Origin of the sequence: Microbacterium sp. USHLN272 (genome assembly GCF_037149655.1) — a bacterium.
In the GTDB taxonomy this organism is placed as follows: Bacteria; Actinomycetota; Actinomycetes; order Actinomycetales; family Microbacteriaceae; genus Microbacterium; species Microbacterium galbinum.
This window is the reverse complement of the sequence record NZ_JBBCRA010000001.1, coordinates 1201684-1213887: the sequence shown is the minus strand read 5'-3', so window position 1 is coordinate 1213887 and position 12204 is coordinate 1201684. Positions and strand designations below refer to the sequence as shown.

8 protein-coding genes are annotated in these 12204 nt (G+C 70.0%); 3 read left to right on the top strand and 5 right to left on the bottom strand.

Translation table 11 applies throughout. The features are described 5' to 3' along the window. Positions 1-58 precede the first annotated feature (58 nt). The 3 genes from WFJ97_RS05930 to WFJ97_RS05920 form a co-directional block, all read right to left on the bottom strand. A complete protein-coding gene (locus tag WFJ97_RS05930; RefSeq protein WP_247623123.1) occupies positions 59-1366 on the bottom strand; it encodes an ABC transporter substrate-binding protein in 1308 nt (435 codons plus the stop codon). A 130-nt stretch (positions 1367-1496) separates the two neighbouring features. Beyond that, on the bottom strand, positions 1497-2510 hold the full coding sequence (locus WFJ97_RS05925; RefSeq protein WP_336640801.1) for a LacI family DNA-binding transcriptional regulator: 1014 nt from the start codon (positions 2508-2510) through the stop codon (positions 1497-1499). A gap of 201 nt (positions 2511-2711) precedes the next feature. Then, complete coding sequence (locus WFJ97_RS05920; protein WP_247623121.1) at positions 2712-3170, bottom strand: GNAT family N-acetyltransferase; 459 nt, start codon at positions 3168-3170, stop codon at positions 2712-2714. A 117-nt stretch (positions 3171-3287) separates the two neighbouring features. Between WFJ97_RS05920 and WFJ97_RS05915 the strand changes: the two genes are divergently transcribed. Continuing rightward, the gene (locus WFJ97_RS05915; RefSeq protein ID WP_336640800.1) at positions 3288-5507 is read left to right on the top strand and encodes an NADP-dependent isocitrate dehydrogenase; all 2220 of its coding nucleotides are present in this window, start codon (positions 3288-3290) and stop codon (positions 5505-5507) included. Positions 5508-5606: 99 nt separating this feature from the next. Here the strand turns inward: WFJ97_RS05915 and WFJ97_RS05910 are convergent, their stop codons facing one another. Both WFJ97_RS05910 and WFJ97_RS05905 read right to left on the bottom strand, forming a co-directional pair. Next, complete coding sequence (locus tag WFJ97_RS05910; protein WP_336640799.1) at positions 5607-7073, bottom strand: L,D-transpeptidase family protein; 1467 nt, start codon at positions 7071-7073, stop codon at positions 5607-5609. A gap of 90 nt (positions 7074-7163) precedes the next feature. Beyond that, positions 7164-7568, bottom strand: a complete 405-nt coding sequence (locus WFJ97_RS05905) for a RidA family protein (protein WP_336640798.1) — start codon at positions 7566-7568, stop codon at positions 7164-7166. A 25-nt stretch (positions 7569-7593) separates the two neighbouring features. Between WFJ97_RS05905 and WFJ97_RS05900 the strand changes: the two genes are divergently transcribed. Then, on the top strand, positions 7594-10932 hold the full coding sequence (locus WFJ97_RS05900) for a family 20 glycosylhydrolase (protein ID WP_336640797.1): 3339 nt from the start codon (positions 7594-7596) through the stop codon (positions 10930-10932). Between the two features lie 74 nt (positions 10933-11006). Further along, positions 11007-12194, top strand: a complete 1188-nt coding sequence (locus tag WFJ97_RS05895) for an ROK family transcriptional regulator (RefSeq protein ID WP_247623116.1) — start codon at positions 11007-11009, stop codon at positions 12192-12194. The last annotated feature ends 10 nt before the right edge of the window (positions 12195-12204 follow it).

The window sequence follows — 12204 nt, the reverse complement described above, 5'->3', positions numbered from 1 at the left end:
GTTCATCTCCAGGAGGGTGCGGGGGCGGCGCCGGTCGGGCGCCGCCCCCGCGGGCGGATCAACGGAATTCGGCGGTGCCCTCGTCGTACTGCTCGCCGAGGTTCGCGTTCGTGGTCTCGGCATCCTGCACGCCGGTGACCAGACCCTGCAGCTCCTGCACGATCACGTCGTAGAAGCCGGGTGCGGGCCAGTCCGGGTAGAACGACAGGCCGTCGGCGTCGAGCACGCCGTTGAACGTCTCGATGAGCGCGGCGCTCTTCTCGTCGGTGATGTCGGCGGTGTCGGCGGCGACGGGGAGGCCGCCGTTGTTGCCGATGATCGCTTGGATCTCGGGGCGCATCGTGATGTCGATGAACTCGTACGCGAGCTCCTTGTTGGCGGCGTTCTCGGGAACGACCCAGAGGTTGCCCGAGGAGCCGAGCGAGAGATCGGCGCCCGGGAAGGCGTTCATCGTCCACTCGAAGCCGGTGGCCTCGGCGACGAAGCGGCCGAACCACCACGAGCCCGACACGAAGATCGGCGAGGTGCCGTTGATGAACGAGACACCGGCGTCCTCGGCCTTGACGGAGGAGACGTCGGAGGCGATGTAGCCCTTGTCGACGTACTCCTTCAGGGTCTCGGTCGCGGAGGTGATCTCCGGACCCTGCCAGTCGACCTCTCCGTCGTAGAGCTGGTAGGCGTCGACGAAGCTGCGGTCGCCCTCGAGCAGGGCGAGCTGGTACCAGAGCTGGCCGAGCGGGTACTCGGCGCCGGCCTCGGCCAGCGGGGTGATGCCCTGTGCCACGAAGGCGTCGAGCACGTCGACGAACTCCTCGTAGGTGGTGGGGATCTCGAGTCCCGCCGCGGCGAAGGCATCCTGGTTGTAGTAGACGCCGACGAACTCGCCGTAGTTCGGCACGCCGAACCAGGTGTCGCCGCCCATCACGCCGTCTTCGGAGTACTTGGCCGTGGTCTGCAGCGACGGGGCGAGCTTCTCGTCCCAGCCGTACTCCTCGACGGCGTCGGAGATGTCGGTGATGAGGCCGGTCGAGGCCAGGAAGCCCGCCGTCGCGTTGCCCTTGTTGAATTCCATCAGGTCGGGGGCTGCGTCGGTGTCGAGCACCTGGCTCGCGGTCTTCTGGATCTGCTCGAACGACTTCTCCTCGAACTCGACCGTCGCGCCGGTCTCCTCTTCGAAGATCTTGATCGCTTCATCCCAGGCCTTGCCCATGGCGCTGTCGGCGCCCTCGTAGTGCCAGAGCTTGAGGGTCTGGCCGTCTCCGCCGTCGTCGGACGATCCGGCGGTGCAGCCGCTCAGCGCGATACCGGTCGCGGTGAGAGCCGCCAGGGCGGTGAGCGTCTTCGTCCTGCGTGTCGTGCGTGCCATCGTCGGCACTCCTTTCTCGGTGGCCCCGGGGGGCCGAACACTGCATCGGTGGGGTGTTCAGTTGTGGCGATCGCGTGATCGTCGAAGCGTTTCGATCTCGGCGATACGGAAGGGAGGTGTGAGGGGGAGGTCAGTCCCGGGGTGGTCGGACGGAACCCGCGCCGTGGTACTCGGGCGCGATGAGGTGGATCTCGGGCGGCACGTTCGTCTCGTCGAGGTGGCGCACGGCGATGTCGACCGCGAGCTCGCACGACTGCTGCGGCACGAGCGGGATGGTGTCGATCGGCGCTGCGAGTACGGAGGTATCGAAGGATGCCGCGGCCGAGATGACCGAGGCGTCGACGCCGAGCGCGAGGCCGCGTTCGTCCAGCACCTCGAGGAGCACGTCGTGCACGTCGCCGACGGCGTGCATGACGAACGCACGGATGCCGTCATCGAGAGCCGCTTCGGCCGATCGGCGCACGAGAGCGGGGTCGGTGGCAGCGGCTCCGGTCGCGGTCCAGGTCAGGACGACGCCGCGGTCGGCAGCGCGCTCCTCGACTCCGCGGAGGAGTCGGCGGGGGAAGTTCGACTTGCGGTACGAGACCTCGGTCTGGCCGAGGAGGTGCACCGCGGTGTGGCCGGCGTCGGCGAGTCGATCGATCGCGAGGTGGCCGGCGGCCTCGAAGTCGAGGTCGACGCAGGTGAGGTCGCACTGATCGTCGGGGAGCCCGATGAAGATCGTCGGCGTGCGCACCGAGCGGGCGATGTCGACGCGCTCGTCGTCGGGCGCCACATCGAGCACGAGGATCGCATCGACGAGGTTCGACGCGGCGACGCGGTTCATCCCATCGGAGGTCTGCTCGTCGGTGAGGAGGAGGATGTCGTAGCCGCGGCGGCGCGCGGCGACGGCGGTGGCCAGCACGAACGCCATGTGCGTGGGGGCGTGCGTGTCGGCGCGCAGCGGCTCGGTGAGCGCGAAGATGTGGGTGCGGCGGCCCGCGAGCATCCGGGCGCCGGCATCGGGCTGGTACCCGAGCGTCTGCGCCGCGTCCTCGATGCGGCGGCGGGTCTTCTCCGACACGGGGCGCTTGCCGCTGAGCGCGTACGACACGGTGCTGATCGAGACACCGGCGGCAGCGGCCACCTCGTGGATCGTCGTCATCGTGACTCCATCGTCGCTCTGGATGAGATTGTCGAAGCGCTTCGCTCAGGCTTCTTCAGCGATGATAGACACGGTTTGTGGTCGAGCGCAACATATTTCTGTCACGCCGGGGGAGACGCGCGCGGGCACGGTCGCCCGACGCCCCGGCCGAAGGCGACGGGGTCTCGATGGGGGAGGGGATTCGAGACCCCGCCGCCGGCTTCAGGACGCGATGCGGATCGAGGCGATGACCTCGCCGTACTCCGTCTCGCCGACGGGCGTGAAGCCCACGCGCAGGAAGAACGCCTCGGGGCCGTCGTCTCCGGCCTCGTAGATCACATCGACATGGTCGAGACCGCGGGAGCGGGCTTCCTCAAGCAACTTCTCGACGGCGAACCGGCCGACGCCGCGACCCTGGTCGTCGGCGTCGACGTTGATGCGCCACAGCACCGAGCGGAAGTGATCCTCCGGGGCCTCGGGATCGAAGTTGGCGCTCACGAAGCCCACGACGGCATCGCCGTCGAGGACGACCCGCTGCCACGACGTGGCCGGGTTGATGACGGTCGCCGCGATCCCGTACGAGACCGGAGCGAGGAACTGCTCCTGCCCGGGCTTGAGCGACATGTTGTTCACGGCGACGATCGTCGCAGCGGAGAGTTCGACCATGCGCAGTTCGGACATGACCCCAGGCTAACCCCTCGCGCGCACGCGCACACTCGATCGGGTCGAGATTTCTCCCACAGCGTTGCGGGTATCTTGGTATCGAGACAAATCGCCCTTGTGAACGGAGATCATCCGGTGACTGACGACGCCATCATCTACACCTACACCGACGAGGCACCGGCGCTCGCCACCGCCTCGCTCCTGCCGATCATCACGGCCTACACCGGTCAGGCGGGCATCGAGGTCGAGACCAGGGACATCTCGCTCGCCGGCCGCATCCTCGCGGCCTTCCCGCAGAGGCTCACGCCCGAGCAGCAGGTGGGCGACGCGCTCGCCGAGCTCGGCGGCCTCGCCACGCTGCCCGAGGCGAACATCATCAAGCTGCCGAACATCTCGGCATCCATCCCGCAGCTCAAGGCCGCGATCGCCGAGCTGCAGAAGGCGGGATACGACATCCCGGACTTCCCCGACGACCCGACCTCGCTCGACGAGAAGGACGTGCGCGCGCGCTACGACCGCATCAAGGGCTCCGCCGTGAACCCGGTGCTGCGCGAGGGCAACAGCGACCGCCGCGCGCCCCTCGCGGTGAAGAACTACGCCAAGAAGCACCCGCACCGCAACAAGGCCTTCGCGGAGGGGTCGAAGACCCGCGTCGCGACGATGGGCCACGACGACTTCAAGTCCAACGAGAAGTCGTGGGTCGCGGCGTCCGACGACGTGCTGAGCATCCGCCACACGGCCGCCGACGGCACCGTCACCGTCCTCAAGGAGGGCCTCAAGGTCCTACCGCGCGAGATCATCGACGCGACCTTCCTCTCGGCCGCGGCTCTCGACGCCTTCCTCGCCGAGACCCTCGCCCAGGCCAAGGCCGATGACGTGCTCTACTCGGTGCACCTCAAGGCCACGATGATGAAGGTCAGCGACCCGATCATCTTCGGCCACGTCGTGAAGGCCTTCTTCGCCGACGTGTTCGCGACCTACGGCACGCAGCTCGCCGAGGCGGGTCTGCGTCCGAACGACGGTCTCGGCTCGATCCTGTCCGGTCTCGCCGATGTCGCCGACGGAACCGCGATCGCCGCGGCCTTCGACAAGGCCATCGCCGAGGGTCCGCGCCTGTCGTACGTGAACTCTGACAAGGGGATCACCAACCTGCACGTGCCCAGCGACGTGATCGTCGACGCCTCGATGCCCGCCCTCGTGCGCAACGGCGGCAAGCTGTGGGGACAGGACGGCGGCGAGGACGACACCCTCGCGGTCATCCCCGACTCGTCGTACGCCGGCGTGTACCAGGCCGTCATCGACGACGTGATCGCGAACGGCCCGCTCGACCCCGCCACGATCGGCACCGTGCCGAACGTCGGTCTCATGGCGCAGGCGGCCGAGGAGTACGGCAGCCACGACAAGACCTTCGAGATCCCCGCGGCCGGTGTCGTGCAGATCCTCGACGGCGAGGGCAACGCGCTCATCGAGCACGAGGTCGAGGCCGGAGACATCTGGCGCGCGACGCAGACCAAGCACATCGCGGTCATGGACTGGGTCAAGCTCGCGGTCACCCGCGCTCGCGCGACCGGCGACCCGGCGGTCTTCTGGCTCGATGCGAACCGCTCGCACGACGCCCAGATCATCGCCAAGGTGCACCAGGGTCTCGCGCTGCTCGACACGCACGGCCTGACGCTGACGATCCTCGCCCCCGAGGAGGCCACGCGCTACACGCTCGCGCGCATGCGTCACGGACTCGACACCATCTCGGTGACGGGCAACGTGCTGCGCGACTACCTCACCGACCTGTTCCCGATCCTCGAAGTGGGCACGAGCGCGAAGATGCTCTCGATCGTTCCGCTGCTGGCCGGTGGTGGGCTGTTCGAGACGGGTGCCGGTGGCTCCGCGCCCAAGCACGTGCAGCAGCTCGTCGAGCAGAACTACCTGCGCTGGGACTCGCTCGGCGAGTTCTTCGCGCTGGCGGCCTCGCTCGAGCACTTCGCCGACCGCACGGGCAACGAGAAGGCCCGCGTGCTCGCCGAGACCCTCGACGCCGCGACCGGAACCTTCCTCGAGGAGGACCGTTCCCCGGGTCGCGCGCTCGGCACGATCGACAACCGCGGCAGCCACTTCTACCTCGGCCTGTACTGGGCGCAGGAGCTGGCGAAGCAGACGAAGGATGCCGACCTCGCGGCGGCCTTCGCGCCCATCGCCGCGGCACTGACCGAGAACGAGCAGACCATCGTCGCCGAGCTCAACGCGGTGCAGGGTTCGCCCGTCGAGATCGCGGGGTACTACCGCCCCGACGACGCGCTCGTGGCGGCGGTCATGCGTCCGTCGGCCACCCTGAACGGGATCATCGACGCGCTGAACTGATCGCAGAGACGACGAAGGGGCGGATGCTTCGGCATCCGCCCCTTCGTCGTATCCGCTCGTGGTCGGGAGTGATCCCGGATCAGCCGTGGACCGCGTGGGTCAGTTGTGGACCGAGACCTCGAGGCCGACCGGCGACCAGTCGTAGACGTACTTCGCGAGGTCGATCGGCAGGTTGACGCAGCCGTGGCTCATCCGGTTGCCGTAGTTGTTGTGCCAGTAGGTGCCGTGGAACCCGATGTTGGTCGTGAACCAGGTGATCCACGGGACGTCCTCGGTGCAGTACGGGGCGCCCTCGTAGCAGCCCATGTCCTGCATGCGGGTGTGCGCGAAGACCTTGAACTCGCCCGTCGGCGTGGGCGTGCCGGGGAGGCCCGTCGACACCAGCCAACTGTTGACGACCTGGTCGTTCTCGTAGAGCGTGGCGCGCTGCGTGCTGAGGTTGATGTCGATGTGGCGGTAGAGGTTCACCGACTCGAACGGCACCTCGGAGACCGCGAGCGGGAACACTCCGTCGCCCGCCTCGACCTTTGCGGCGACGTCGTCGGCGATGCCGGTCGTCTCGCCGATCGTGCGGCCGGTGACGCCCTCGGTCTCGGCGCGGAGCACATTGCCGGCCGAGTCGACGATGTTGCTCGCGTTCACGGGTGCGCGGTCGACGATCCCGGGCAGCAGGTCGACGGTCTTCTGGATCTCCGCGGCGTCGGCCGAGACGGCCAGCTGGCCGCCCTCGTCGGTGACGGTGAGCCACGAGGCGACGACGTCGGCCGTGAGCGGCACGGTGCGCTCCTCGCCCACGTAGAACCCGGCGGTGCCGAGCAGGGTGTTCAGCGAGGCGGCGGTGGTCGCGGCGTCGTCGTCGGTGACGGCGGCCGCGGCCTCGGTCGGGTCGCCCGAGAACTCGACGTTCGAGCCGCCGGCGGCGACGGTGTCGATGATCGCGGCTGTGAGGGCGTCGACGTCGATCGCGGTGCCGGCCTCGGCGGGGGTCGTGACGTATGTTCCGCTGGCGGCGTCGAAGGTGACGCCCGCATCGGTGGGGTCGACGAAGCTGGAGGGCACGGCGTCGCGCAGGGCGCTGGTGGCCGTCGCAGCGTCGAGCGTGATGTCTCCGGCGATCGGCTCGCCCATCCAGGCGCCGAGGTTCCACATCGGACGCTCGGCGAAGGCCTGGTTGCTGAGCGCTTCGCCGTCGAGGGCGATGCCCAGATCGCTGCCGGTGAGCACCGTGCCGTCGCCTGCTCCGGTGAGAGTGATCTGCGTGTCGGCGAGGTGCGACTCGATCGCGTCGTTCGCCGCTCCGGGCGTCATCCACCCGACGTTGATGCCGGCGACCGTGGTGCCGGGGGCGATGAGGATCATCGAGGCCGCACCGGCGCCGATGGCCACGACGCCGAGGCCGAGGCCGATCCAGAGGCCCAGGCGGCGCTTCTTGGGGGCCGGTTCGTTCGGAGCCCACGCGAGGGGCTGCTCGCCCGTGGGCGGCTCGGACTCCGCCGCGGTCGGCGCTCCGTCGAGCGCTTCTGTCGCAGCCTCGTGAGTCGAGATCACATCCGTCACGAACTTCACCCCCCGGTTATCTAACGTGCCGTCTTTGACAAGAGTACCGGAGAGCATATAACGGGGAGGCAACGGTCGCCCGTGGCCTCCCCGTGAGAATCAGTCGACGATCGCGATGCCGTCGATCTCGACGAGCATCTCCTCGCGCGGCAGGCCCGTGAAGACCGTGGTGCGCGAGGGCAGCACACCGCTCGTGGTGTGCGCTTCGACGAATGCGCCGTAGGCGTCGTTCATGATCGGGAAGTCCTCGCGCTTGGTGAGGTACACGCGCAGCATGACGACGTCATCGAACGTCGCGCCGGAGGCCTCGACGATCGCCTTGACGTTCTCGAGCGTGCGGGTCGTCTGCGCCGCGACGTCACCGGGGTAGAGGTACTCGTTGGTCACGGCGTCGACCGGGCCCTGGCCGGAGACCTGGACGAAGGGGCCCTTGCGCACGCCCTGCGAGAAGGTGTGGGCGGGAGCGGGGGCGGCGTCGGTGGAGATACGGGTCTTCGCAGTCATGAGGCCAGCCTAGTAGCCTTGTTAGATGCCTCAACAAATTGCGGATGCCGTGGACGGAGCCCCCGGAGAGGCCCTGGTGCTCAGCGCCGACAAGGCCGCGCAGGGTCGAGTGCGCGTGTACCGTGGGGCGACCCTGGTCGACGGCACGGGTGCGGATCGCTTCGTCGCCGACGTCGCGGTCGAGGGCGCGCGCGTGGTCGCGGTGGTGCGGGAGGGCGCGGAGTCGCCGACCCTCGTGCTGCCCGAGGGGGCGATCGAGGTCGACGCCCGCGGACTCGTGCTCGCACCGGGGTTCATCGACATGCACGCCCACAGCGACCTCGCGGTGCTCGCCGGCGCCGCGCACGACGCGAAGATCCTGCAGGGGGTCACCACCGAGGTCATCGGCCAGGACGGACTCGGCTACGCGCCGCTCGACGACGCGACCGCACCCGTGATCGCCGCGCAGATCGCCGGCTGGAACGGGCCGACCACCGCGCCGTGGCGAACCGTCGCCGATCTGCTCGACGCGATCGATCAGGCGTCCGTCGCGAATGCCGCGATGCTGGTGCCGCAGGGCAACCTGCGGATGATCGTGGTGGGTCACGAGAACCGTCCGGCGACGAGCGACGAGATCGCTCGGATGTGCGCGCTGCTCGCCGACTGCCTCGACGCGGGCGCCTTCGGCATGTCGAGCGGTCTCACCTACACGCCGGGGATGTACGCCGACACCGACGAGCTCGAGGCGCTGTGCCGGGTCGTGGCCGAACGCGGCGGATACTGGGCCCCGCACACGCGCAGCTACGGCGGATCCGCGCTCGATGCCTATCGTGAGGCGCTCGACATCGGCCGGCGCACCGGGTGCCCGATCCACCTCACGCACGCGACCATGAACTTCGCCCCGAACCGCGGGCGCGCAGGCGACCTTCTCGAACTCATCGATCAGGCGATCGCCGACGGCGTGGATGCGACGCTCGACACCTATCCCTACCTGCCGGGGGCGACGACGCTCGCTGCGCTCCTTCCGAGTCGGCTCTCCGAGACCGGCTCGCTGCTGCGCACGCTCGCAGACCTCGACGACGCCGGACGCGAGCGCGTGCGGGTCGAGCTCGAGGAGATCGGCTGCGACGGGTTCCACGGGGAGCGGGCGGACTGGACGCAGATCCAGATCTCCGGCACCGCCAACCCGGAGCTGGGCGACCTCGTGGGACGCACCATCGCCGAGATCGCCGCGACCGAGGGTCGTCGCGCGGTCGACGTGGTGCTCGACACGATCATCGCGGATGCCGGAGCGACGGGCATCCTCATGCACATCGGCGACGAGGCCAACGTGCAGGCGATCATGCGCCATCCGCGGCACACGGCGGGGAGCGACGGCATCCTGATCGGTGCGCGACCTCACCCGCGGGGACGCGGCACCTTCGCCCGCTATCTGGGTCACTACGTGCGCGAGCTCGGCATCCTCACGCTCGAGGAGGGCGTGCGGCATCTGTCGGGTACACCCGCGCAGCGCCTCGGCCTCGACCGCGGCGATGCGCCCCGAGGCGTGATCCGCGAGCGGGCGACCGCCGACCTCGTCCTCTTCGACGCACGGACGATCGCCGCGGGGGCCACGTTCGAGTCTCCTCTCCACCCGCCCGTGGGCGTGGTCGAGGTGCTGGTCGGGGGAGTGCCGGTCGTGGCGGACGGCGCGGTCACGGGCGCCACCCCCGGTCGGGCGCTGCGCATGCCGCCGGCGCCCCACCGCGCGACCGTGCCCCGGATCGCCGCGCGCATCGACGAGAACGCGCCGGGGTTCCGGTGGTCCACGCGCACGCCGGTCGTCGGAGCGGACGACCTGGTCGCCGCGATCCGCCGGCTCGGCGGCGGCGAACGGGCGGAGGACCGGGGTGAGGCGGTTCCCGCCATCCGACTCCGCGTCGATGCCGCGCTGGCCGAGGCTCCCGATTCCGAGGGGCGCATCGGCGCCGAGGCCTTCCGCCTGTCGGTCGATGCCGGGGGGATCGAGATCGTCGGCGCGACACCGGCCGGCGTCTTCCGCGGCGCGACCGTGCTGCGTCAGCTGCGCGATCCCGATGCGGAGGCGGAGGCGGACGCCGTGATCCCGGCCGGCGTCTGGCAGGGCTCGCCGGCGTACGGCTGGCGCGGGGCGATGCTCGACGTCGCCCGGCACTTCCGTCCGGCCGACGACGTACGCCGCCTCATCGACCTCCTCGCCGATCACCACCTCACCGTGCTCCACCTGCACCTCACCGATGACCAGGGCTGGCGCTTCGAGGTGCCGGGATATCCCCGTCTGACCGGGATCGGCGCACGGCGCGAGGCCACGCAGCGCGGCCATGGCCCGCTCGCGACCGTGGAGCCGGGCGTGCACGAGGGCTTCTACACGCAGGCCGAGCTGCGCGAACTCGTCGCCTACGCGGCGGAGCGCTTCGTCACGCTGGTGCCGGAGGTCGAGCTGCCCGGTCACATCCAGGCGGCTCTCGCGGCCTACCCCGAACTCGGCAATGTCGACGTGGGCGAGCCGATCACCGGCCCCTGGCAGCGCTTCGGCGTGAACCCGCGCACGCTCGCGCCGACCGAAGCGTCGCTCGCCTTCGGGCGGGCGGCCATCGATGCGCTCTGCGACGTGTTCGACGCGGAGTGGATCGGCATCGGCGGCGACGAGGTGCCGGTCACCGAATGGGCGGAGAGCCCGGCGGCGCAGGCGCGCATGGCCGAGCTCGGTCTCGCCGACCCGCACGACGTGCAGCCCTGGTTCACCGCGCACTTCGCCGCTCACGTGCGCAGCCGCGGTCGCACCGCGCTCGCCTGGGACGAGGTGCTCGAGGGCGATGTTCCCGAGGGAGTGCGCATCCTCGCCTGGCGCGGCCCCGTGGCGACGCGCGAAGCGGTGCGCCGCGGCATCCCGGTCATCGCCTGTCCCGACCTCGAGGTGTACCTCGACTACGCGCAGGCGGATTCGGTCGAGGAGCCCATCCGCGTCGGGCCGCCGCTGACCATCGAGCGCAGCTACACGCTGCGGATCGAGGAGGGCGCGGTCGGCGGGCAGGCGAACGTCTGGACAGAGCACCTGCCCACGCGCGACCGTGTGGACTTCGCGATGTTCCCGCGCCTCGCGGCGATCGCCGAGCGGCTCTGGGAGGGTGGGGATCCCGCGCCGTTCGACGACTTCGCGCGCCGGCTCCCCACGCACCTGCGGCGCCTCGCGGCCGCCGGGGTGCGGTACCGTTCCCCTGACGGTCCCTCGCCGGTGCAACGGCGACCCGGCGTGCCGGGCAAACCGATGACGATCGAGGCCCGCGAGCAGATCGTCGCGGGCCTCGTCGCACGCCTCGTCACGGGGGCGGAAACGGCTCCCGACGAGGCCGTCACACAGAAGTAACGTTTCGGTAACCTCGCGGACTCGCTCGGCGAGCGGGGTTGCGTAAATTATGTTCGTAAGGTCTACTAACAAACATGTCCGTGTCGGATGAACAGCGCCCCGCATCGTCGTCGGAGTACGTCGATGCGAATACGCACGCCTTCGGACCCGGCCGCCACCTGCGCTCGCGGTCGAAGGTCCTCCCCGAGCACGCGCGCGGGCACAATCGCGCCCTCGTGCTGCAGACGCTGTACCACGCCGGCGCGATGAGCCGAGCGGACCTCTCGCGCGAAACGGGCCTCACGCGGGTCACCATCTCCGACCTCGTGGCCGAGTTCATCGCCGACGGGATCGTCATCGAGATGGGCGTGCGCGAGACCGCCGGTCCCGGCAAGCCGCCGATCCTCATCGACATCGACCGCGTCGGTCACCAGATCCTCGGACTCGACCTCTCGGGGCCGCACGCGTTCATCGGAGCCGTGCTCAGCCTCGACGGCGACGTGCTCGAGCGCCGCGAGGTGCCCCGGCCCGAGTCCGCCGACGGCGACGCGGCCTACGCCGCCACGCTCGAGCTCGCACGTTCGCTGGTCGCCGCCTCGACGCGCCCGCTGCTCGGCGTCGGCATCGGCACCCCCGGTGTCGTGCGCCCCGACGGCATCGTGCTGAGCTCGCCGAACCTGGGCTGGACGAGCTTCCCCCTCGAGGCCAAGCTCGGCGCCGACCTCGACCTCCCTGTGCTCGCCCGCAACGACGCCAACGCCGCCGTGCTGGCCGAGTACACCTTCGGCGAGGCGAAGGCAGACTTCATGCTCATCAAGATCGGCCGCGGTGTCGGCGCCGGTCTCATCACCGGCAGCCAGCCGCTGCTCGGCAGCCGCTTCGCCGCCGGTGAGATCGGTCACGTCACGGTCGGCACCGACGGGGGGCCGCGCTGCGCCTGCGGGAAGGACGGATGCCTGGAGGCATGGCTGAGCGAGACGCGCCTGAGCGAGGCCGTCGCCGCCGACCCGTCGGCCCGCGACGAGATCCTCCGCGACGCCGGCACCCGCATGGCGATCGCCATCGCCCCGATCGTCGCCGCCCTCGACCTCTCGGAGGTCGTGCTCTCGGGTCCCGCCGACCTGCTCGACGGCATCCTCATCGACGCGGCCGTCGAGACCCTGCACGCCCGCACGCTGGAAGGCGTGTTCGAGGACGCTCTCATCCGCCTCACCGTGCAGGACGACATCGTCCTCCGCGGAGCCGCGGTGATGGTGCTCTCGGGCCAGCTGGGAGTCTCGTGACCCGTACGAC

What these genes read in the sequence shown, in the direction of transcription:
- WFJ97_RS05895 (WP_247623116.1), top strand. Translation starts at nt 11,007, where the DNA reads ATGTCCGTGTCGGATGAACAGCGCCCCGCATCGTCGTCGGAGTACGTC.
- WFJ97_RS05905 (WP_336640798.1), bottom strand. Translation starts at nt 7,568, where the DNA reads ATGACTGCGAAGACCCGTATCTCCACCGACGCCGCCCCCGCTCCCGCC.
- WFJ97_RS05900 (WP_336640797.1), top strand. Translation starts at nt 7,594, where the DNA reads ATGCCTCAACAAATTGCGGATGCCGTGGACGGAGCCCCCGGAGAGGCC.
- WFJ97_RS05930 (WP_247623123.1), bottom strand. Translation starts at nt 1,366, where the DNA reads ATGGCACGCACGACACGCAGGACGAAGACGCTCACCGCCCTGGCGGCT.
- WFJ97_RS05925 (WP_336640801.1), bottom strand. Translation starts at nt 2,510, where the DNA reads ATGACGACGATCCACGAGGTGGCCGCTGCCGCCGGTGTCTCGATCAGC.
- WFJ97_RS05920 (WP_247623121.1), bottom strand. Translation starts at nt 3,170, where the DNA reads ATGTCCGAACTGCGCATGGTCGAACTCTCCGCTGCGACGATCGTCGCC.